This is a genomic window from Photobacterium sp. DNB22_13_2, from assembly GCF_052873915.1.
Genome location: NZ_JBNNXU010000002.1, coordinates 329,775 through 351,535 on the forward strand (window position 1 = coordinate 329,775; position 21,761 = coordinate 351,535).

Below are 21,761 nucleotides of genomic sequence, written 5' to 3' on the forward strand. Positions count from 1 at the left end.
ATAAGTAATGGATTATCACGTGAATTTGCTTACCTTGCACAGCATAAAACAACCACCATAAAAAATGGCCGTAACAATTTGTGAATAAAAAGTCGAATTTCATGCAAAAAAAACCCTGCAAATGCAGGGCTTGGTAGAGGTTTGAGCACAAATCAATCAAAGTGGAAGCGGTGTTTACCGTGTGCTGCCTTGGTTTTCAAGTAGCTTTCATTGCCATCTTTGACATGCGCTTTAGTACCCACAACTTCTGTAATCACTATACCCAGGGCCTCAAGCTCTCGTATCTTTTTCGGATTATTAGTGATCAAGCGAATTTCTTTCAAGCCCAGCGCCGTCAGCATATAAGCGGCTTCAGAAAACTCTCGAAGATCGTCACCAAATCCTAGGTGATTATTTGCTTCGTAGGTGTTCATGCCCTGACTTTGTAATTCATAAGCATCAATCTTGTTGTAAAGACCGATCCCGCGTCCTTCTTGACGCAGATACAGTAGAACACCGCCCTGCTCACCCATTTTTTCGATGGTTTCATCTAGCTGCTCACCACAATCACAACGCGATGAGTGAAAAACATCACCCGTCAGGCATTCAGAATGCATGCGTACAAGTGGTGGTACAGAACGCTGATCGGCATTTTGGAAAATCACGGCAACATGCTCTTTGCCTGACTCTAACCCGTTAAATGAAAGCAGTTCAGCAGGAATATTACTTCTTTGACCGACTTTAAAAGGCACACGGGCCCTTACTTTAACCATGTTGTTCCTAAGTACTTCTACAGACAAATCAGCAGCGGCAATCAGATCGATACAAAGCCTCACGGTTAAGGCTACAGGCTTGCTGTTTGACTGACTATTCTTTACACAACACCCAGCAGTTGAATACTCAATGGTACTACTATCGCTAAGGCATTACTCTTTAACTCGGGCTGATCACTCGGGTTGTTATACCCAAGTAACTTCAAGGTGTTTAGTTTAATGAAGTCACTTGGGTATAGCCTGTAATGATATCTAAAATTATTGCACTAAAACAGCGTAAAGGCATAGGTTGCTGGTAATCAGAACAATATCACCCCTCCTGTGTTATGTTATAACATAACTTACAATCAGAAAAAACCATAAGTTCTCTATGGCTTAATCAATCCTGATCCGATAATAGTCTTTTGATCTTCGGCTTTGGAAAATACACGCAGACATCAAAGTAAAGCATACGACCGCCGCCATGATCACCGACATTCGTAACCAATCATCCCCCATGATCAAACGGATCGTGATCATGCTATAAGTAACTTGTAGCCACTTAAGCGCGACTAGACCTAAACTTATGGACATCACATAGGGAATCCAGCGGTGTCGAATAAGAAGAAATAAAGGAAAGGCTATTAACAACAGGCATGGTACCCATGCGCTATAGCGTAAAAAGTGTGCTGCCAGTAACCAAAAACTCACAACGACAGGGAGTATTCTTAGTATCATTTAACCACCTCCATAAAGAAGCATCATATATACACCTTTATACCATTAATTTAAAGATATATTGCAAATCAATGTGTTGGAGATAACTGTCAACACTCCTTATTAGATAGCTGCTTTTTTTTGCAATTATCCAATGACCCCCTCTGTTATATACAATAAAGTTATGTTTCAATAGCGCCCTTTTTGAGCAATCCATATCTTATTGATGAACATGACTCTTTGGTTACGTTGGCGATTCCCAATCCTGGTTTTTTTACTGGGTGCTACTGCTATTGTTATGTCTTCACAACCGATAAGTCATCACTTGTTCAAAAGTGAAGTCGAAAAACGGCTAGAAAACATCCATATTTTCTACCAAGAAAGATACTTGAATGTTGGACGCGAATTACAAGAGCTCATCACAGGGCTTAACTTTACCTGTACCCAGCAAGATATCTCTTTATTACGAGAGACTATTGAGCAATCAACCGGTATTCAGTTACTAGAGCTCCAGACAGCAACCGGCCATTGCTCTGTTTATGGCGATAGAGTTCCGCTAATTAGAGATTTTGATGATAAGGACAGTCGCGTTATCGGGCATGACACTGTTGACTTTAGTTATGACGTTGCCCCTTATCATAACCACCGCCTCAAGGTTCACTACCGCCTTCCCGAAGCAAGCTTGATCTTAATTACCGAGCCGGTACAGCATGTCTTCACACAAAGTGAGGTTTGCAAAAACTGCACAGCAATGACCTTGAGCCGAGGTGGCGAAGAAATTCAGGTCTATCCTATGCAAGGGATCGAGCCATATTTCCACATTGCGAGAAAAGCTTTTGGCCCCAACTACGCGTTTAATGTCTATGCGACAGAGAGTGGGATTAGCTATGTGACAGGCAATGATTTATTTATTACTCAGCTATTACTGTTTTTTATGCTGCTATCTGGCTGCTTGCTCATTGGGCTATACCGTACACCAGAGCGGACGCTAAAAGAAATGATCGCACATGGCTTACTAAAAAAAGAGTTTATCCCCTTTTATCAGCCGATCATTGATACTCAGTCGGGGAAGATGACCTGTTGCGAAGTTTTAATTCGCTGGCAGCGACCTGATGGAGAGCTCATTTCACCAAATCAATTTATCCCTATTGCAGAGCACAACGGGCAAATCAAGCTGTTAACGGTTTACCTGCTTGAACTCGTCATTGACCAATTTCAAGACGAGCTCATTGCCGACTCCGATTTTTATGTCAGTATTAATGTTACGCCACAACAACTGGAAGATGACGAGTTCCTTGCCACAACGATCAACTTGCTAACACAAAGTAAAGTCCCAGCCCATAGGTTGGCGTTTGAAGTGACAGAGCGGATCCCGTTCAAAAACTTGGCTAAAGCCCGATCAATTATTCAGCAGATGACGAATTTTGGTATTTCAATTAAACTCGATGATGCTGGTACCGGTTATGGCGGTTTTAGCTACCTGCAAAACCTGCCAATCGACACATTGAAAATAGATAAAATGTTTATCGACACTATTGGTACTAATGATTTGAAGTCTAATATTCTTGACTCCATTATCCTATTTGCCAAACATGCTGGGCTAAAAGTGATTGCTGAGGGTGTCGAGACGGCGGCTCAGGTTGAATACCTGCATCAACGTGAGATCCACTTGATGCAAGGTTTCCATTTTGCCAAACCGATGCCATTCAACGAATTTCACCTGTATTTACAACAAGATCAAAAGGTATGAGCTCGCTATTTTAGCTGCGATATTAACCAACCAAGAATTTTTTGCGCAACTTCAATTGTTATTTTTCCCAGAAACTCTAAAATTGCCCAGTTACATTCCTGTAGCACCTGTCACATAACAGGCTCAGGATAAATTAATTAGTCTTACTGCTTACAAGCAGTGATTGACGCAGTAAAGGAAACGACATGATTCAAGTAGTTGGTCACAAAAACCCTGATAGCGATAGCATCTGTTCAGCACTTGTTGGTGCTGCTCTTCTTAAAGCTCGTGGCGTTGAAGCTAAAGCTGTTCGTCAAGGTGAAATCAACCGAGAAACACAGCACATCCTAACAACAGCCGGTGTTGATCAACCTGAAATGTGTACAGGTGTTGCTGGCGAGAAAGTTTGGCTAGTTGATTACTCTGATCTAGCACAAGCACCGGATGACATCGCAGATGCTGAAATCGTTGGTATTGTTGACCACCACCGTCTAGGTGATGTGATGACGGTTAACCCACTTGAAGCATGGATCTGGCCTGTTGGTTGTACATGTACCATCATGTTCAACCTATTCAAGATGGAAAACGTAGAAATCACTCGCGAGCTTGCGACCCTGATGATGTCTGCAATCCTAAGCGATACTGTTGGTTTTGCTTCTCCAACTTGCACCCAGAAAGACAAAGATGCGGTGGCAGAGCTTGCTCCACTAGCTGGTGTTGAAGATCTAGATCTGTTCATCAAAGAGCTACTGATCGCTAAAACTGATATCCAGGGCCTATCTGCTTCTGAGCTAGTAGAAAAAGACCTTAAAGCATACCCGTTCAAAGAGCGTAATGTTGTTGTTGGCCAAATCGAACTTGCAACTCTTGAGCAAGTTGAAGATATGATTGCTGAGCTTGAAGCTGATCTTCAGCGTCGTTGTGACGAAGAAGGTCTAGCAATGGCCGCTCTAATGCTAACTGACATCACTAGCAGCACAACACGTCTACTTTATAAAGGTGAGTGGAACGAAGTGCTAGATACACACGCGAAAGATGGCATGCTGATGATGGAAAATACGCTAAGCCGTAAGAAACAAGGCTGGCCTTGGCTACAGAACGTGCTTGCTTAATCGCTGGAACTTCTTGCTAATGAAAAAAGGAACGCTACGCGTTCCTTTTTTGTACTTGAAAAATACCGTTTATCGCCTTAATGCCGAGGTCTCATTTAATATATCGGCAAAATGAGAGACAAATTCACGCCCTACTAACTTACCTTCGCGATAATCTATCTCCAAGTCATCCTTACTGCTTAGCAAAGCTCGACTCTTTAAACTTCTTTCTGGCGAAATTTGGATAATCTGTAATCCTTCAGGTGGAGAGAGCATAAAATCATGGGCCCCCTGATAGGTGGTATAGTAGCGATTAAGCATATCGATCACCTCAAGCCGTTTATTATTGCCTGTCAGTGCGAGAAAACGCTCTATGTTATCAGCCGAAAGCAAGCTCCAGCTTTTACCTTTACCCGTTGATTCAGCCTCAGGCTCTTTGTCACGCCAATTCAGCTTCCAGCTTTCGAATTTCGTCGTCAGTTCTCCGTGCAGTGCTTTTACCTTATCCAAAGACTCGTTCAAGCTCAGCCGATCAATATAATCAGGCAGTGCAATTTCCACCTTTCCTCGCCAATCATCAAAGCGGCTGTTTTCATCTTGAGGCAACGATACGGGCTCAGTTCTCACCACAATCACTAAATCAGCACCGCGCTGCCAAGCTTCCTTCACCGGAACAGCAGCACTGACCCCACCATCAACCCACTCCAAATCATCGAAGTTTACAGGTTGATTATAAATTACCGGTATTGCACATGAGGCCCGTAATACTTCGCACCAGTTATCCTCGTACATAGGTATATAGATATCCTGCAAGGTATCTTTACGGGTGGCACAAGCAAACGCACGCCGATGATGCAGCACCTCCCTTGCAGCAATCACATCTAACGGTAATGAACCATGAGAGCGAACAGCTTCAAGGGCCCAATCAAGATTCATCGGTTTCTGCTGGCTAAGATACTTATATAAGTTGAAAAATTCATTGTCAGTGGTGTAGTTAACAATGAAATCATAACCGAATCGAGGTTGGCGGCTAATATAAGACGATAAATTTAGCGCACCAGCAGACGTGCCGATGTAAAGCTCAAATGGGTCGAAGCCTCTTTCCAGAAAAGCGTCAAATACCCCAGCGGTAAAAATACCGCGCTGCCCCCCCCCCTGCACAACTAACGCGATTTTTTTCTTTTTCGCATTGAGTAACTGGCGCGAAAAATTGTTAATTAAAGGTAAATCGAATGCCTTTAAACTAAACGGTAAATGATTTGTCATACCCTGACTCACATACTACTGGAACCTTGTACAGACAGTATACCGTCCTTAGTATGATAAAAACTTAACCTGCTCGATATTATATTTCTTTATTAATAGTTTACGCAGTAACTGATACTATACCAAAGCCCATAATAATGGTCATGATGCTAATTGCTGTGAACACAGCTAGTTTCAATTCGAAGCCCATAAATATTCCCTTCCGCTCATGCAAATTAACAAGTTGTTAACTCTATTTTAGGGAGAGTTCAAGATTCTGGCTAATGAAAAAGCAATAATTTAAGAAAGCTGTCACACTTATACTTATGTTTACGCTATTGGGTAATGGTATGAAAACAGGACATTTATCTTTAATTTTCGCTGGGATGCTAACAGCATCGCATACGGTGGCAGCCAATACTATCTACGTGACACCATATGTTGGGTACACTTTTTCAAGTTCAACGACGGATGATAATGGCGTGAAGATTGAGCCCGAAAATGATCCTCATTACGCCGTGGCCATCGAAACAGACCTAGACAAGGGACGTGTGGGTATATTTGTCAGCCACCAACCCACGGATTATGAGACCTTCACTGATTCTGGCTCCCTGACTTATGTCCACTTTCAAAGCACTCTTCGTTTCGAGACTTTCCAGCACTTTAATACGTTTGCTGGAGCCAGCATTGGTACAACCATTGTCGATGCCGATTGGAGCGATCAGGATCTCGTGTTCTCAGGCAGCTTCTTAGGTGGATTGGAATATAAAATTAGCCAAAATTTCTCAGTATTATTTGAAGGACGTTGGTTAGTAAACCTGATAGACAGTGACACCACGACGATCTGCAACTTACCGGAAGGTAATCAGACATGTAATATCAGGGTAAACTCCGAGTGGATGACCCAATTCCAAACAAATCTTGGTTTTACCTACGCGTTCTGAGTTTAATATACTGACCACACACTAGAGAGTTTTCACGTCAGTGTGTGGATTAGCTACAAATTGGCCAATCTTCAGACTTAATCAATGAGTTTGTAAAAGAATATTTCCCACCAAGCATTTTCCCTCTTGCTAGTTTTTTACACCAATATGAAAGAGATCACGGTTTTCTTAACTGAAAAATACCCAAGAAGTAAAAATTAACAACTAGACGACCAATCCTTTACAAGCTTACACTCTATTGCTTTACATATTTACTCTAGTTAATCTCGTTCCATCAGCGTGGTCTTACCTTTTAATTCTCACGCTACTTCTTGTATTTTAATGGAATAATTCTCTGATTAATCCTGTTTCTATAGTGATTTGCAGTACATAAGGAGATGTATATGAAACGTGAACAATGGGGCTCACGCGCTGGATTTATTCTAGCTGCAGTAGGCTCTGCAATCGGGCTTGGGAACATCTGGCGCTTCCCTTATATGGCCTATGAAAACGGTGGTGGCGCCTTTTTTATCCCTTATCTTTTTGCCATGCTCACCGCCGGTATCCCTTTTATGATTATGGAGTTCAGCCTCGGTCATAAGCTTCGTGGGGCTGCACCAAGAGCCTTTTCCAAACTCGGCCTAAGATTTGAGTGGCTAGGTTGGTTTCAAGTCTTTATCGCGGCCATTATCGCCGTTTACTACGTGGCGATTATCGGTTGGGCGATTTCTTACCTGAGCTATTCATTCACCCAAAGCTGGGGCACAGATACTAATGCCTTCTTCTTTGGTGAGTATCTGAAACTAGGCGATAACAGTCCAAGTCAATTGGGTAACCTGCAGAGCCATATTGCAATCCCGATGGCGATTGCCTGGGCGATCACCTTTGCTGCTATATTTACCGGTGTCAAAGGTGGTATTGAGCGCGCAAGCAAGATCATGATGCCTTTGTTGTTTATCATGGTTATCGCGTTGATTGGCCGTGTTGCATTCCTTCCCGGTGCGATGGATGGACTCAATTACCTATTCCAGCCAGACTTCAGTAAGATTTTGGATGCCAAGGTATGGTCTGCTGCATATGGTCAGATCTTCTTCACCCTAAGCGTCGGCTTTGCCATCATGATTGCTTACTCTAGCTATCTGCCTGAAAAATCAGATATCAACAACAACGCCTTTATGACTGTACTCATCAACTGTGGTTTCTCTATCACAGCTGGTGTATTGATTTTCGGTGTTTTGGGCTACATGGCGCAAGAACAGGCAAAACCTATCACTGAAGTGGTGTCGGCTGGTGTAGGCTTAGCATTTGTTACCATTCCGGCGGCGATTAACTTACTACCGGCACCGTATATTCTAGGTCCACTGTTCTTCTTGGCTTTAGTTGTGGCAGGCTTGAGCTCGCACATTTCGATTATCGAAGCCGTTACATCAGCGGTCATTGATAAGCTGAAAATCCCCCGTAAGCTAGCAGCCTCTTTGGTATGTGGTATCGGCTTTGTTGTTTCGATGGCCTTTGCTACCAACGGCGGCCTACTGCTCCTTGATTTGGTTGACTACTTCATTAACAACGTTGCACTTCTGGCTAGCTGTCTTGTTGAACTCGTCGTCATTGCATGGCTACTGAAAGTGTCTGATATCCGCAACTATGTAAATAGCATCTCTGAATTTGGCATCGGTAAATGGTTTGAAATCTGTATCCGCTTCCTGAGCCCGGCAATGCTGGCTGTTATTCTGGGTACCAACCTCGTTAATACATTCAACGATGGTTATGGCGGCTATGCAGCCTCAGATCTTCTGATGTTGGGCTGGGGCCTAGTTGCAGCAATGTTTGTTGTTGCCGTTATTATCAATGTTTCATCGAAACCACAGCCACAGCAGGAGGCCAAACTATGACAACTGGTGCAATTATTATGATGCTTTTCGGCTTGGGCATTACATGGGGCGGCGCTGCATACTGCATTTCCGTCGCGATGAATAAGCAGCGCAAAGATTAAGCTTACGCTAAACGATTGAACAAGGAGGCTATCGCCTCCTTGTTTTTTTTGAGCGAAAGAAGACTAAATACAACAATTATGTTAACAATGATCCATTCTCATAAAGAATTCTTTTCCTTATGGCAATCAGATAGCTACAATCGGGGATTCAGGAGATAGCGGCAAATAACAAACAGTAAAACAATACAGCCGCCTATAGCTTTCATAGCCCAATGAAAGAAAAATCATCAAGGAACAAAAATGAAGTTAGCAGCATTTATACTCTCAACAGCACTTATTCCTTCCATTTCATTTGCTTCTTCGACAAGTTGCGAAAGTGAAAAATACCATCAATACATTGATGCCTCTCTCAACTGGTACGAAAGCCTTGTTGAATTAGCGGTAGAGAAAGAGCCAAACCTCAAAGAAGTTGGCCAATGGTTCCTTGAAGGACGTAAACATCACTTTGAATTTAATCGCGACGCCTTTGATTGGTATCTCACCAACGACAAAGACAAACTAGCCCTGTCTCTGCCCGTTGAGTCATGGTTAAACCTAAGCCAACAAGATGTGAAAGCCTTATCAGAAGAACAAAACTCTGAGTTGAGCAAAGCCGCGAAATTGGCTTTTGATGACCGACAAAGCAAGCCTCACCCACAAAATTATGCATTACGCAGTGCTTTTGCCGAATTACTCACCCACCCAGGTAATATAGAAAAACCACTTAATGCCTATAACGAAAAGATGACAGCGCTTACTGAAATGGAATGTCAGTAAATGTAGTGCCTGATGCCCAATAAATATTTTATATTAATTGGGCTAATATCTTATCTTTTTCAATTGCATAGCTTTGTGGGTTCATACATGCTTAACGGTTATTTGCTACGGTCAATCCGCCCATTTCGCAATGAATCCCTTTAATTAGGAAGGATCCAAGATGACAAACCGGCACGCTAACGCGTTATTCATTCTCATACCGGCAGTTTGCATATCCAGCTATGCACAAGCTAACCAACCACAGCGATGGTCTCCAGGTTTAAACGCTGACATATCACTTTTGACTGGATACTCGGAAAGCCGCTCTCCATTTAATACTGATGACAGCACCATCAGTGATTATGGCAAGGCTGATAAAGAGAGTAACTTCCTTGTTGCTCCACTCGGGACCATTAGCTATACCAACCAAGCGCTAGACAAACAAATTTACTTTGGTACCAGTCGCTCTGACTTAGCGTTTGGCCGCTTTCATGTAGAATTAGGCTATAAGCACAAGCTTGATAATAATGGAACTTTGGTTTTTAGCTATGTACCAGGTTTACTAACGAGTGAGACATGGCAAGACCCTTATTTACTAGACCAAGCTAGAACGAAAACGGATAGTAAGATCAAAGGGTTACGAATCCAATACAATCAGATCCTCGGCAGTAATTTCTCATTAGAACTTTCTGGAGGCAATCAGGATCTTGACGAGGAAACCAGCGGCTCTAGCCAAGCCAATCTGTCTGATGCGCAAAAAAAATCCCTCGACCGCCAATCTGACATTTACTATGCCCAGCTAAGCCATTTCCGGCCAATTAGCCGAACACAGTTCTTGCGCTCAGCCATCAGTTATACCCGTAACGATGCGCAAGGCAATGCAATGGCTAGTGACAACTTCGGCGCAGAGCTTGGTGTCGTACAGCGAGTCAACAAAGCCAGCTTTGCACTGACTTTCAGCTACAACTACATTGACTTTGATGAGCAAAACCCGATTTTTGAACGTACACAACAAGATGACAAGTGGGGTGTCTTCCTTGCATCACAATATGATGAACCTATGGGCTGGAAAAACTGGAATTTAGTCTCACTAGTAGGCTATAACCAAAGTAATTCAAACGTCAGTTTTTATGATGAAGAAAGCTTACTTCTCACCGTAGGTATGAACTACCGGTTTTAATTTTTTTCGACAGCGGCGGCAAATTGCATTAAATTAGCTGCAGTTTGCCGAAAAAGTTACAAGTTATTAATCGTTATGGCAGTAGTGGATAACAAAAAAGCCGATGCAACCCAAGAGTCGTTGCATCGCATTTTTACGGTGCCGGAAGCACCTGAATCGACCTTAGGTCGGATCGAAAAAGAGATTTCAGAAAACCTAAATGTGTTTTTGCAAACGCATATAGCAGCCCGAGAAAAGCCTCTGGCAGAAATCGAGAAAGACTTCTCGTCTGCAGATATACCAGAGCGCCCGAGCTTTGTATCTGATCATACCCATTTCCTATTGGATAAACTGGTGGCCCAGTCTGTGCACACGTCTGCACCGACGTTTATCGGCCATATGACCTCGGCCCTGCCCTATTTCTTGATGCCGTTATCCAAAATTATGATTGGCCTTAATCAAAACCTGGTGAAGATCGAGACCTCCAAAGCATTTACGCCATTGGAGCGGCAGGTACTGGGGATGCTTCACAACTTGATTTACCATGAGAAAGACGCTTTTTACCAGCAGTGGATGCACAGCGCTAACCACTCACTAGGCGCCTTTTGTTCCGGTGGTACTATCGCCAACATCACAGCCCTCTGGGTTGCGAGAAACAGTGCGTTAAAGCCTGATGGTAAGTTCAAAGGGGTAGCACAAGAAGGTCTATTCAAAGCGATGAAGCACTACGGCTATGAAGATCTGGTCGTATTGGTTTCGGAACGTGGCCACTACTCGCTTAAAAAATCCGCTGACGTACTGGGCCTTGGCAGAGACTGCCTGATCCCAATCAAGACCGATAGCCACAATCGAGTATGTGTTGACCAGATGCGCGCCAAGCTTAATGAGCTTAAACAACAGAACATCAAAGCTTTTGCGATTGTCGGTGTGGCCGGTACAACGGAAACGGGTAATATCGACCCTCTTGAGGATCTGGCTGATTTGGCACTGGAATATGGCTGCCATTTTCATGTCGATGCCGCATGGGGTGGCGCAACACTGATGTCCAATACGTACCGATCACTGTTAAAAGGGATCGAGCGTGCGGATTCAGTGACGATTGATGCCCACAAACAACTATATGTCCCTATGGGCGCAGGGATGGTTATCTTTAAAAACCCAGCCCTAATGACAGCGATCGAGCATCATGCAGAGTACATCTTGCGTAAGGGTTCAAAAGATCTAGGTAGCCATACACTGGAAGGCTCAAGAAGCGGGATGGCGATGCTGCTGTATGCCAGCCTCAATATCATCAGCCGGCCGGGCTATGAAATGCTGATCAATACCAGTATTGAAAAAGCTCAGTATTTTGCCTCGCTGATCAATCAGCACCCTGATTTTGAGCTGATATCCGAACCGGAGTTATGCCTACTGACTTACCGGTATGCCCCAGCTCGTACTCAAGAAGCCCTTCGTCTTGCCGATCCTGAGCAACGTGAAGAGCTATTGGATGCCCTTGATGATATGACAAAGTTCATCCAGAAGCGCCAACGTGAATCTGGTAAGTCGTTTGTTTCTCGTACCCGTATCACGCCAGAAGCGTGGGATCGTAGGCTAACAACCGTCTTCCGTGTTGTGTTGGCTAACCCGCTAACGACAGAACAAATATTGCAAGACGTACTCGAAGAACAAAAAGATATCGCGAAGCAGAGCTTGATCAGTTTCCCTAAAATCAACACGCTAACCGAAAGTATTCTCAACCAGCAAGTCACACTCTAAATTAGCATGCAGCACTCTTGCTAACGGATAAAAGCCTGACTCAAGTCAGGCTTTTATTACTGTTGAACCAAAGAAAAATGATTTCATATTTCTTCACAGCCTGCGCTAAAAATAGACAGTCACCTGCAAAAATAATAACCACCGCAATTAACCGCTCGATAAACCACCGCCCACACGCTCAAATTTCAAGCAAACAGTCATTCTATCTAGAGAGCTCCCCCTCTGTAGGGTATTGCAAAATCAACAATTAAGCCCCCAAGTGGCAACTAAACATTAACCTTTAACCATTTAACGCAAAGTAAAATGCTAACGTCTTATTTATGAGACTCTTTTTGCTATTAATAACGCGCAACAATTCTTGATCAAGATCAACATAACTACCGATAAAAATGCATGAAAAAGGCCAACACCCTATAGATACCAGCCTAATTATTACAAAATATTTCAGTTCATCTTTGCATCACTGCCGAGTCATTAGTCACCCGCAAACATGTAACCTTCACCGTGTACCGTCACAAAAATCTGTGGGTTTTTCGGGTCAATTTCCATCTTCGAGCGCATACGTCGAATGAGTACATCAATAGTGCGATCATTCGGCGCTTCTACGCGGTGGCTTAGCATATTTAAGATACGCTCTCGGCTTAATACCACGTTGGGGTGTGAAGAAAATGCCACCAACAACTCATACTCGGCTTTGGTTAATTTCACCGGAACACCGTTGTGCGTGAGCGCACGTTTGTTGATGTCAAACTGCCAATCGCCAAAGCGAATAATGCTATCTTCCTGCATTTCAACAATGGTTTCATCACGTGCTTTTTCGACCAGAGATATGCGCCACAGCAGGTTTTTCACCCGTACAAGAAGCTCACGCAGTTCAAACGGCTTGGTCACATAATCATCGGCACCCATCTCTAATCCGACGATACGATCGATACTGTCTGTACGTCCTGTCACCAAAATAACACCGACTTCTGAGCGGCTTCTGAGCTCGCGTGTCAGCATCAGGCCATCTTCACCTGGCAGGTTGATGTCGAGCATTACCAGATCGATTTTTTCACTGGCCATTACCTCACGCATCTGCGCGCCACTTTCGGCCTGACTGACTTTATATCCCTCGTTCTCAAAGTACCCAACCAATTTGGTACGGGTAACAATTTCATCCTCTACTACAAGTACGTGATGACTCATTTCTTTCTCTTTATGTCTTATTTACTGTTCTATAAAACGTTAGCACAGGAGGCAGCTATTCACAATTTGTCATAATCCAGCAAATTCTGTTCACCGCCGCCATTAACCTTATTCACATCGTGGAATTAAGATTACCCCATAAAAATTTATACGTCACCGTAGTTTACGGCAGACATTCATTCTAAATTGGAATCTTCCACTATGAAAAAACTTTGGCAAATGTTGACTAAGCCTAGCAGCAAGTATTCGATTCTTGCGCTGGTCTTGGTTGGTATTGGTATTACCTTGGCGGGCGTTTTGACCGTACACAAGAGTTTTGAGTTCGCTTCAACAACCGAATTCTGTACGTCTTGCCACACCATGGAACAGAACTACGAAGAGTACAAACAAAGCATTCACTTCAAGAATGCCTCGGGTGTTCGTGCCGAGTGTGTAGACTGTCACCAGCCAAAGGATTTGCCAGGCAAGCTTCAACGTAAACTTGGTGCATGGAAAGACGTATACAACCACTTCATCACCAAGAAGATTGATACCCCTGAATTACTAGAAGAACACCGTCTCGAACTGGCAACCGCCGTTTGGGATCGTATGAAGAGCCAGAACTCGAAAACCTGTAAAAGCTGTCACTCTTACGATGCAATGGATCACACAAAACAGTCTGCCCAAGCCGCTTTCGAGATGAACAAAGCCGCAGCTGAAGACATGAACTGTATCGAGTGTCACAAAGGTATTGCCCATGAGCTGCCAAACATGGCTGGCGGTTTCCAGAAAGACTTCGAAGAGCTTCAAACCACCGCTAACACTCAAGGTGCCGTTGCTGAGACCCTTTACTCTCTGAGTGAGAAAAATATTTTTGCCGTTGCAGATGCAAACAGCACAGCATCAGGCAGCCTACTTCCAGCATCTGAAGTAACCGTGCTTGAGCGCGACGGTGACATGATGAAAGTGAAGATTGATGGCTGGCTTGAAAAAGAAGGTCGTGGTCGAGTACTCACTGAATACATGGGTAAACGTGTCTTCAAAGCAACAATTCGCGGCGATGTGAAAGCCTCTGAGCAGCTTATCGAAGAGCAGACAGATGCAGCAACCAACATTGTTTGGCAGCACGTTTCCGTTGAAGGCTGGATCACCAAAGATGACATGATTGATGACATCCAACCGATCTGGAACTATGCAGAAGGTATGTACGGCTCTACCTGTACCGCTTGTCACGCGGCACCAGCTCCTGGCCATTTTACTGCAAATGGTTGGATCTCCAGCCTAAATGGCATGAGCGCTTACTACCGTCTAAGCAAAACTGAAGAGCGTACCCTTCTGAAATACCTTCAGAACCACGGTAGTGACACCGGCGGCGCTGGCGCACATTAATTCCTGTTAGCAGAGGGGGAAGACACCTTCCCCCTCCCACGCACAAAAGAATTCAAATTTAAGGAATTGCTCAATGGCAACTCAAATTCTAAATAAAGGCGTTTCTCGCCGTCGCTTCCTTTCAGGCATGGTTGCTGCAAGTGCTGCATCTGTTGTAGGTACTAGCCTACTGGCTCCACGTAGCGCCATGGCAGCAACTGATACCAAAGCAAGCTTCTCTGGTGAAGTACTTTCTGGCTCTCACTGGGGTGCATTCCGCGCCAAAGTTGAAAACGGTGTATGGGTTGATACCGTACCATTCGAAAAAGACAAGCACCCAACCACAATGATCGACGGTGTGCGTGAAGTCGTTTACAACCCAGCGCGCGTTAAGTACCCAATGGTACGCCTTGACTGGCTGAAGCATGGCTACAAGTCGGACACGACCCAGCGTGGTGACAACCGCTTTGTACGTGTGCCTTGGTCTCAGGCCTTGGACTTCTTCTATCATGAAATGGAACGTGTCCAGAACAACTACGGCCCAAGCGCACTTTACGCTGGCCACACTGGTTGGCAGTCAGTAGGTAAACTGCACTCTGCTGGTACCATGATGATGCGTGCAATCGGCCTGCACGGTACGTTCCTTGCTAAAATGGGTGACTACTCAACAGGCGCAGCTCAAGTTGTTCTGCCATACGTTGCCGGTGCGATGGAAGTCTATGAACAGCAGACCTCTTGGCCGCTAGTGCTTGAGCATTCAGACACCATTGTGATCTGGGGTTCTGACCCGATTAAAAACCTGCAGGTTGGCTGGTTAGTTCCAGATCACAGCCCATATGCTTACTTTGATCAGCTAGCTGAAAAAGTTAAAAACAACGAAATCAAGGTTATCTATGTTGATCCAGTTGTTTCTGACACTCAGAAATTTGTTGGCGGTGACCAGGTTAAAGTCAACCCGCAAACAGATGTTCCTTTGATGCTGGCAATTGCGCATACGCTATACACTGAGAACCTGTACAACAAAGAGTTCCTAGCTGACTACACCACTGGCTTTAACAAATTCTTGCCATACCTGCTTGGCGAAAGCGACGGTGTTGTTAAAACACCTGAATGGGCAGCAAAAATTTGTGGCATTGACGCTGATACTATCCGTGAGCTTGCTCGTCAAATGGCTTCAGGCCGTACCCAAATCATTGGTGGCTGGTGTCTACAGCGTATGCAGCACGGTGAGCAGTACGCGTGGATGCTGGTTGTTGTAGCCGCTATGCTGGGCCAAATTGGTCTTCCGGGTGGTGGTTTCGGCTTCGGCTGGCACTATAACGATGCAGGCTCGGTAACGTCTGCAGGCCCACTGATGTCTGGCTTTAGTGGTGTAACGGGTGTTGCTCCAATCCACAACGGCTCGTACAAAGGTTACTCTAACTTTATCCCTGTCGCGCGTTTTGTTGACTGTATTGAAAACCCTGGCGAGACCATTGAGTGGAATGGCCATTCGGTTAAATTCCCTGAAATGAAGATGGCGATCTTCTGTGGTAACAACCCGTTCCATCACCACCAAGATCGTAACAAGATGATCAAGACATGGCGTAAGCTGGAAACGGTTGTCTCCGTAGACCACCAGTGGACTGCTACCTGTCGCTTTGCCGATATCGTTCTGCCTGCAACCACAACGCACGAGCGTAACGATATCGAACAATACGGTAACCACTCCAACGCCGGTATCATTGCCCTACCGAAAGTGGTTGAGCCAATGTACGAAGCGAAAGATGATTTCGACATATTCCGCGAACTGTGTCGCCGCTATGATCGTGAAGAAGCCTTCACCGAAGGCAAATCACAGATGGAATGGATTGAGCAATTCTACAACGGTGCCCGCCTGCAAGGACGTGGTATTGGTGTACGTATGTCTAACTTCAAGAAGTTCTGGGAAGAAGAAGGGTTTATCGAATTCCCTGAAGGTACTGAGTGGGTTCGTCACGAGTCATTCCGTAATGAACCAGATCTAGAGCCACTAGGAACTGCAACTGGTCTTATCGAGATCTACTGTAAGACAATCGCCGACATGGGTTACGACGACTGTCAAGGTCACCCAATGTGGTTCGAGAAGACCGAACGAAGCCATGGTGGTCCTCGTTCAGATAAATTCCCTCTGAACATGCAAAGTACTCACCCGAAACACCGCCTACACTCACAGTTGTGTTCTTCTACCGAACACCGTGAAACGTATGCGGTTGCTGACCGTGAGCCGGTTTATCTCAGCACTGAAGACGCAAAAGCACGTGGCATTAATTCAGGTGACATCGTACGCGTATTCAATGACCGTGGGGAAGTACTCGCTGGTGCTGTTGTTTCTGATGACTACATGTCTGGTGTTTGTCGTATCCACGAAGGTGCATGGTACAGCCCACTTGAAGGTGGCAAACCTGGCACTATCTGTACTTACGGTGATCCAAACGTACTGACACAAGATATCGGTTCATCGAAACTGGCTCAAGCAACCTCTGCGGCATCAGCGCAGGTGGAGATCGAAAAGTACACTGGTACAGTTCCAGCGGTTACTGGTTTCCACGGCCCAACCGCCATAACTGACATTAACCCACTATTCCCAGCAATGGATCTAGAATAAGTTAGTGTCCCGGGCGGTATACTACCCTGCGTGCAGGACGGTATAACGCCCTACTCGGAGGCTTCGGCCTCTGAGTATTTTTTTACTGTTATAACAGTGTGTTTAAAGAATCTATTCACGTATAATAAATGCATAATTTATTCTATCTGAATATGTTTTCTATACGGCCAAACTAGCTAGCCGTATGCCTTGATTTGGAGTGATCATGAAAGAGTTTATTGCTTTCAACGAACAGCGCGCAGAGATTTATTGGTGGATGTCATCCCTTTTCGCTCGTGAATTAACCGAGCAGGACATCGAACAGTACCGTGGTGGCGACATGGTCACTTTCTTATCAGGTCTGGCCATGACACCTGAACTTAAGCAGCCAGTTGAAGCCTTCCGCGGTGCCATCAAGCGTTTGGAAAGCCGCGAAGATGCCCAACTTGAGCTTGCCGCTGATTTCTGTGGCCTGTTCCTCAGCACACCAAAATCTGGCGCCCTGCCTTATGCCTCTATGTATGTGGGTGAAAGCGGCCTGATGAACGACAAGCCGGCACAAGACATGAATAAGCTAATGGAAGAATACGGCATTGCCCAACGCAAAGAATTCAATGAGCCAGCAGATCATCTTGCTATCGAACTCGACTTCATGGGCAACCTGATCATCATGGCCAACCAGCAAGGTTCAAAAGAACAAGCTGAACCAGTAATGCAGGCTCAGCTCGACTTTATCAATACTATGCTACTCAATTGGCTGCCTGCGTTTAGTTCAGAAGCTAAGCAACGCGATAAGTTCGGCTTTTATGCCGCCGCAACAGAGGTTCTTGTCGCTTTCTGCCATTTGGATACCCAGTTCCTAACAGGCGAAGAACAATAACCCCGACTGGCACCAGCCAGCGCTCAAAACACTATCTCACATTTATTGCCGGCACATGGATTGCCGGCTTTTTTGTGCTGTTCAGTCTTCATCCAGCATACATGACACAATACTGACATTCCGAACCAAGCGCTTTTATACATTGCAGTCATAGCGATGATAACCACCAATAAAGGTTAATTTATGCAAAACAGCAAAACGCGTACCCAGCAACAACCGAATTCAGTATTAAACCTAATGAAATATGCTCTACCGCTGATGCTAGTGACTTTGTTCGCCTTCAGCCCAGCCTCCAAGGCCAGTGACGCAGCAACAGATACAGTTGCGAGCCAAAAAGAAGTGACACATCGTATCAATGCGATCCAGCGCGACTTAACAAGTATTCGCCAGCAGACACTGCAATCTAACCCTGAGTTGGTTGAACAAGCGAAAGCATTTGAAGCAGCCTATCAGGAGAAAGCGAAAGAAGTTGGCTACAATCCTGATGAGTTCATCAGCCAAGCACAAGACATTCAGGACAAAGTCCGCAATACAGAAACCAGCGAAGAAGAGCGTGAAGCATTGATCAAGGAATTTGCCGCTGCTAAACGTCAACTGGCAGAACAACGCGAAAGCATTCTTTCTGACGCAACCTTGATGGCAATGCAGGAAAAACTTCAAGCTGATACGTTTGCCGCAATGAAGACGAGCAACCCTGAAACTGAAAACCTGATGAAAGAGCTCAACACCCTACTTGAATCTCTTCAGTAAGCTGTAAAAACGTCTTACTCACCTATAGCCAACACAATGGCGGGCAAAAATACGGTCAATACGTATTTTGGCCTGCCTTTGTGCATCGTTGAAATAGCTTTTACACAAAGCAGCGGTATTCTACCTGCGAGAGACATATTCTCCCCCTGCAGTCATGTTTTCCCCCTTACTCTGGAAAGTGCTTAGCAAACATGACATAGATGGTCAAAAAGAACGATAAAACAAACGTAATTTGCCACAACCCTCCGCTGTAGAACGACATTTGATTATCAGACCAAAACCTAAGCGCAATGTTAAATAGCTCACCTTTTAGCCCAAGAACCAAAACTGTTACACAGTAGTACTTCAAAAACTCCAAAAACAGGCTTCCAGCCTGCGATACACAGTTCACTAACATACCTCTCCCTCGTCGCTATTTTCAAAGGACTGAGGTGATTGACGTGAACTAAGTAACCTTAATCTTTTGAACGGCTTCCAGTCACTCTGCGCCAGCTTTGGTAGTTCCAAGTTCCCTCCTGAAATACAACGAACAACATGAAGTATTTCAATATCATGTGAGGATCATCAAAGCAAGGAGCTGCACTATAAAGCAATAACCCGCTCGAAAGTCTATGTACCTTTACGTTGTTTAAATGGCCCTACAAGTAACATGACCACTGAATACAGCGCTCACCTCAATGGCCATCCTCGTAGTCGCTCATATTGATACCCATCTCTTCTGCGACTTCGACCCAGTAAGGTTCTGCCTCGCAGACACAAGTATCACACCAATCCGCGATACCTTCATGCATACTCAATGATCTTTTATGGATTTGATTGTTCTGCCCTGCGTTATCCTGCTTTACATGATTAGTCGCCATAACGCCTCCTTAAAAGCCCTCATCTGCAACAAATTAACAGTGCTAAAACCACGCTTCAATCGGGTAACACCCGCCAGTTTAAGTATAGAGGTTACGCACACTAACCTAATTGACCAAATAAAAAGAGGCAGCATCTCTGCTGCCCCGCATACATATTGATGATTAGAAATACAAAGTTCTAAGCGATACGAAAATCTATAAACTATGGCTGATTTGCTGGAACCATATCTGGTTCATCCGTCATGTTACGAGTCACATATACCGCAAGTATTAAGGCACTTAAACCACCCACTAGTTTGCCCGCCACTACCGCCGAAATCATGTCACTATTCACAGCAGCCGTAAAACCAAGGTGATCACCAAAGACAAACGAACCACATACTGCAAAGGCAACGTTAATCACCTTGCCGCGGTTATCCATGTCTTTAAAAATATTAAACATCGCAATATTGTTTGCCATTGTCGCCACTAAACCTGCAGCCGCCGTTTCTCCCATACCCATAGAGCTACCGAGTTTGATCAACGGTTTGTTCAGATGCTTAGTAATAAAATGTACCATTGGGAAAGCACCGGCCAATACAATGGCAATAGCACCAACAATTTCGATACCGTCAGAAATCGGTGCCATACCCGGGATCAAAACAACCCCAGTTAATGTTTCTACAACGATCGCAGCCAGTGCAATAGTAATAACAGCGATCACTCCTTTACCAAACACTTCAAAGCCGCGGATCATCGCTTCTGGTTTGAGCCATAAACCAACGGCAATCAAGCCGGCCACAATAACGATAGGGACTAAATTCCCTAAGATCATAGCCATATCAAAGCCTGCCACCAAACCACCCACGAAACAACCAACAGGAATGGTGGTCATACCGATTAGCACACCACGGGCCAGATATTTAGTGTCTTCTTTTTGGATAATTCCTAAAGCTACTGGAATAGTAAATACCAATGTTGGCCCCATCATGGCACCAAGGATCAAACCTGAAAACAAGCCAGCAGCTTCCGTTTCAGCCATACTTTGCGCCAATGGGTACCCCCCCATATCGTTAGCCAATAATGTACCGGCAAACATCGCCGGATCGGCACCCAATGCGGTGTAAAGCGGCACCACAACCGGACTCAGTAAGTTAGCTAAAACCGGAGCTAAACTCACGACCCCGACCATCGCTAATGCAAGTGCCCCCATTGCCATGAAGCCTTCATCAAATTGCTGTCCGTAGCCCCAACGGTTGCCGAGTACTTTATCTACTGCACCCAACACCATAAAGCCCACCATAATGTATAGAATAATGTCATTCATGATGTACCTTCCTTTTCCCAAATAATGATTTTCATCAGTTGCACGTGATGGCTACTTTTTTCAAGGTGTAAGAAGCCCGCCCTATGCAACTGCATACGGCTAAAAAGTGAAACGTGTTAAATCGTTTTGCTCGCCTTGTTAGGCGCTAGTGTTTGGTTATTATTCGCTGGGTTATATTTTTCCTTCTAAAATTTCTTTGCGTGGCTGTGCAATCACTACCTTATCGACCAACACACCTTTGTCCCTGATTCTGTCGGCTGCTGCTTCTACCGCAGCTTGTACTGCAGCCACATCACCGGTTAGAGTGACAAAGCCTTTACCACCAATGGCCATTGCCATATGGACTTCTAGCAATTCAATATTTGCAGCCTTCACTGCTGCATCAGCCGCTTCAACAATTGCAGCAACAGAAAATGTTTCAACAATACCTAGTGCGGAGGTATGTTCGACAACGCGGGTACCCGCAATAGCTGGAAACACATCTGGATGAACATTCGTAATGATCAGATCATCTATCACCTCACCACCGCCAACCCGCAACCCAGTTTCAACCGCGGCATTAATAGCAGCCACATCCCCACTCACCATGACCATAAACTTGCCAGGGCAAATCGTGCGGTTAAATAAAATCTCGACGTTGGCCGCTTTTAGCATGGCATCTGCAACCAAGTAGCCCCGAGCAATAGAGTTGAGTTCAATACAGCCAATTGCATTTACCATTTGTTTTTCCAATCTATTTCTAAT

19 protein-coding genes are annotated in these 21,761 nt (G+C 44.8%); 12 read left to right on the forward strand and 7 right to left on the reverse strand.

All coding sequences use genetic code 11. The features are described from left to right. Positions 1–152: 152 nt before the first annotated feature. Both ACVA58_RS04685 and ACVA58_RS04690 read right to left on the reverse strand, forming a co-directional pair. Positions 153–752: a GTP cyclohydrolase II gene (locus ACVA58_RS04685; protein WP_446509272.1), complete on the reverse strand. Its 600-nt coding sequence runs from the start codon at positions 750–752 to the stop codon at positions 153–155. A gap of 375 nt (positions 753–1,127) precedes the next feature. Then, positions 1,128–1,325: a hypothetical protein gene (locus ACVA58_RS04690; protein ID WP_446509273.1), complete on the reverse strand. Its 198-nt coding sequence runs from the start codon at positions 1,323–1,325 to the stop codon at positions 1,128–1,130. A 355-nt stretch (positions 1,326–1,680) separates the two neighbouring features. On the opposite strand from ACVA58_RS04690, the gene ACVA58_RS04695 reads away from it, so the two are divergent. Both ACVA58_RS04695 and ACVA58_RS04700 read left to right on the forward strand, forming a co-directional pair. Further along, the gene (locus tag ACVA58_RS04695) at positions 1,681–3,198 is read left to right on the forward strand and encodes an EAL domain-containing protein (RefSeq protein WP_446509274.1); all 1,518 of its coding nucleotides are present in this window, start codon (positions 1,681–1,683) and stop codon (positions 3,196–3,198) included. Positions 3,199–3,383: 185 nt separating this feature from the next. Beyond that, positions 3,384–4,289 (forward strand): manganese-dependent inorganic pyrophosphatase, encoded by a 906-nt coding sequence (locus tag ACVA58_RS04700; protein ID WP_446509275.1) that lies wholly within the window; start codon positions 3,384–3,386, stop codon positions 4,287–4,289. A 69-nt stretch (positions 4,290–4,358) separates the two neighbouring features. Here the strand turns inward: ACVA58_RS04700 and ACVA58_RS04705 are convergent, their stop codons facing one another. Further along, entirely contained in the window at positions 4,359–5,534 is a 1,176-nt protein-coding gene (locus tag ACVA58_RS04705; protein WP_446509276.1) for a patatin-like phospholipase family protein, read from the reverse strand. A 329-nt stretch (positions 5,535–5,863) separates the two neighbouring features. On the opposite strand from ACVA58_RS04705, the gene ACVA58_RS04710 reads away from it, so the two are divergent. The 6 genes from ACVA58_RS04710 to panP all read left to right on the forward strand — a co-directional run bounded on the left by ACVA58_RS04710 (position 5,864) and on the right by panP (position 12,081). Next, complete coding sequence (locus ACVA58_RS04710; RefSeq protein ID WP_446509277.1) at positions 5,864–6,457, forward strand: hypothetical protein; 594 nt, start codon at positions 5,864–5,866, stop codon at positions 6,455–6,457. A 383-nt stretch (positions 6,458–6,840) separates the two neighbouring features. Then, complete coding sequence (locus ACVA58_RS04715) at positions 6,841–8,328, forward strand: sodium-dependent transporter (RefSeq protein WP_446509278.1); 1,488 nt, start codon at positions 6,841–6,843, stop codon at positions 8,326–8,328. Continuing rightward, complete coding sequence (locus ACVA58_RS04720) at positions 8,325–8,429, forward strand: MetS family NSS transporter small subunit (protein WP_446509279.1); 105 nt, start codon at positions 8,325–8,327, stop codon at positions 8,427–8,429. The genes ACVA58_RS04715 and ACVA58_RS04720 overlap by 4 nt, the downstream gene beginning before the upstream one ends. A 240-nt stretch (positions 8,430–8,669) precedes the next feature. Continuing rightward, positions 8,670–9,185, forward strand: a complete 516-nt coding sequence (locus tag ACVA58_RS04725; protein ID WP_446509280.1) for a hypothetical protein — start codon at positions 8,670–8,672, stop codon at positions 9,183–9,185. 160 nt (positions 9,186–9,345) lie between these two features. Continuing rightward, positions 9,346–10,344 (forward strand): DUF2860 domain-containing protein, encoded by a 999-nt coding sequence (locus ACVA58_RS04730; RefSeq protein WP_446509281.1) that lies wholly within the window; start codon positions 9,346–9,348, stop codon positions 10,342–10,344. A 75-nt stretch (positions 10,345–10,419) separates the two neighbouring features. Beyond that, a complete protein-coding gene (panP, locus tag ACVA58_RS04735) occupies positions 10,420–12,081 on the forward strand; it encodes a pyridoxal-dependent aspartate 1-decarboxylase PanP (RefSeq protein ID WP_446509282.1) in 1,662 nt (553 codons plus the stop codon). A 474-nt stretch (positions 12,082–12,555) separates the two neighbouring features. Here panP and torR read toward each other — a convergent pair whose 3' ends face one another. Next, a complete protein-coding gene (torR, locus tag ACVA58_RS04740; protein ID WP_446509283.1) occupies positions 12,556–13,269 on the reverse strand; it encodes a two-component system response regulator TorR in 714 nt (237 codons plus the stop codon). Positions 13,270–13,470: 201 nt separating this feature from the next. On the opposite strand from torR, the gene torC reads away from it, so the two are divergent. From torC to ACVA58_RS04760, 4 genes are all read left to right on the forward strand, one after another. Continuing rightward, entirely contained in the window at positions 13,471–14,637 is a 1,167-nt protein-coding gene (gene torC, locus ACVA58_RS04745) for a pentaheme c-type cytochrome TorC (RefSeq protein WP_446509284.1), read from the forward strand. A 73-nt stretch (positions 14,638–14,710) separates the two neighbouring features. Next, entirely contained in the window at positions 14,711–17,242 is a 2,532-nt protein-coding gene (torA, locus tag ACVA58_RS04750; RefSeq protein WP_446509285.1) for a trimethylamine-N-oxide reductase TorA, read from the forward strand. A 205-nt stretch (positions 17,243–17,447) separates the two neighbouring features. After that, complete coding sequence (gene torD / locus ACVA58_RS04755; RefSeq protein WP_446509286.1) at positions 17,448–18,101, forward strand: molecular chaperone TorD; 654 nt, start codon at positions 17,448–17,450, stop codon at positions 18,099–18,101. 183 nt (positions 18,102–18,284) lie between these two features. Then, positions 18,285–18,851, forward strand: coding sequence for a hypothetical protein (locus ACVA58_RS04760; protein WP_446509287.1), 567 nt, complete (start codon positions 18,285–18,287; stop codon positions 18,849–18,851). A gap of 674 nt (positions 18,852–19,525) precedes the next feature. Here ACVA58_RS04760 and ACVA58_RS04765 read toward each other — a convergent pair. The 3 genes from ACVA58_RS04765 to ACVA58_RS04775 form a co-directional block, all read right to left on the reverse strand. Further along, complete coding sequence (locus ACVA58_RS04765) at positions 19,526–19,711, reverse strand: hypothetical protein (RefSeq protein ID WP_446509288.1); 186 nt, start codon at positions 19,709–19,711, stop codon at positions 19,526–19,528. A 202-nt stretch (positions 19,712–19,913) separates the two neighbouring features. Beyond that, the gene (eutH, locus tag ACVA58_RS04770; RefSeq protein ID WP_107348737.1) at positions 19,914–21,017 is read right to left on the reverse strand and encodes an ethanolamine utilization protein EutH; all 1,104 of its coding nucleotides are present in this window, start codon (positions 21,015–21,017) and stop codon (positions 19,914–19,916) included. A 171-nt stretch (positions 21,018–21,188) separates the two neighbouring features. Further along, entirely contained in the window at positions 21,189–21,737 is a 549-nt protein-coding gene (locus ACVA58_RS04775) for a BMC domain-containing protein (RefSeq protein ID WP_446509289.1), read from the reverse strand. Positions 21,738–21,761: the final 24 nt, after the last annotated feature.

Coding starts and splice junctions, on each gene's coding strand:
- ACVA58_RS04685 (WP_446509272.1), bottom strand. CDS start 752: ATGGTTAAAGTAAGGGCCCGTGTGCCTTTTAAAGTCGGTCAAAGAAGT.
- ACVA58_RS04690 (WP_446509273.1), bottom strand. CDS start 1,325: ATGTCCATAAGTTTAGGTCTAGTCGCGCTTAAGTGGCTACAAGTTACT.
- ACVA58_RS04695 (WP_446509274.1), top strand. CDS start 1,681: ATGACTCTTTGGTTACGTTGGCGATTCCCAATCCTGGTTTTTTTACTG.
- ACVA58_RS04700 (WP_446509275.1), top strand. CDS start 3,384: ATGATTCAAGTAGTTGGTCACAAAAACCCTGATAGCGATAGCATCTGT.
- ACVA58_RS04705 (WP_446509276.1), bottom strand. CDS start 5,534: ATGACAAATCATTTACCGTTTAGTTTAAAGGCATTCGATTTACCTTTA.
- ACVA58_RS04710 (WP_446509277.1), top strand. CDS start 5,864: ATGAAAACAGGACATTTATCTTTAATTTTCGCTGGGATGCTAACAGCA.
- ACVA58_RS04715 (WP_446509278.1), top strand. CDS start 6,841: ATGAAACGTGAACAATGGGGCTCACGCGCTGGATTTATTCTAGCTGCA.
- ACVA58_RS04720 (WP_446509279.1), top strand. CDS start 8,325: ATGACAACTGGTGCAATTATTATGATGCTTTTCGGCTTGGGCATTACA.
- ACVA58_RS04725 (WP_446509280.1), top strand. CDS start 8,670: ATGAAGTTAGCAGCATTTATACTCTCAACAGCACTTATTCCTTCCATT.
- ACVA58_RS04730 (WP_446509281.1), top strand. CDS start 9,346: ATGACAAACCGGCACGCTAACGCGTTATTCATTCTCATACCGGCAGTT.
- panP (WP_446509282.1), top strand. CDS start 10,420: ATGGCAGTAGTGGATAACAAAAAAGCCGATGCAACCCAAGAGTCGTTG.
- torR (WP_446509283.1), bottom strand. CDS start 13,269: ATGAGTCATCACGTACTTGTAGTAGAGGATGAAATTGTTACCCGTACC.
- torC (WP_446509284.1), top strand. CDS start 13,471: ATGAAAAAACTTTGGCAAATGTTGACTAAGCCTAGCAGCAAGTATTCG.
- torA (WP_446509285.1), top strand. CDS start 14,711: ATGGCAACTCAAATTCTAAATAAAGGCGTTTCTCGCCGTCGCTTCCTT.
- torD (WP_446509286.1), top strand. CDS start 17,448: ATGAAAGAGTTTATTGCTTTCAACGAACAGCGCGCAGAGATTTATTGG.
- ACVA58_RS04760 (WP_446509287.1), top strand. CDS start 18,285: ATGCAAAACAGCAAAACGCGTACCCAGCAACAACCGAATTCAGTATTA.
- ACVA58_RS04765 (WP_446509288.1), bottom strand. CDS start 19,711: ATGGCGACTAATCATGTAAAGCAGGATAACGCAGGGCAGAACAATCAA.
- eutH (WP_107348737.1), bottom strand. CDS start 21,017: ATGAATGACATTATTCTATACATTATGGTGGGCTTTATGGTGTTGGGT.
- ACVA58_RS04775 (WP_446509289.1), bottom strand. CDS start 21,737: ATGGTAAATGCAATTGGCTGTATTGAACTCAACTCTATTGCTCGGGGC.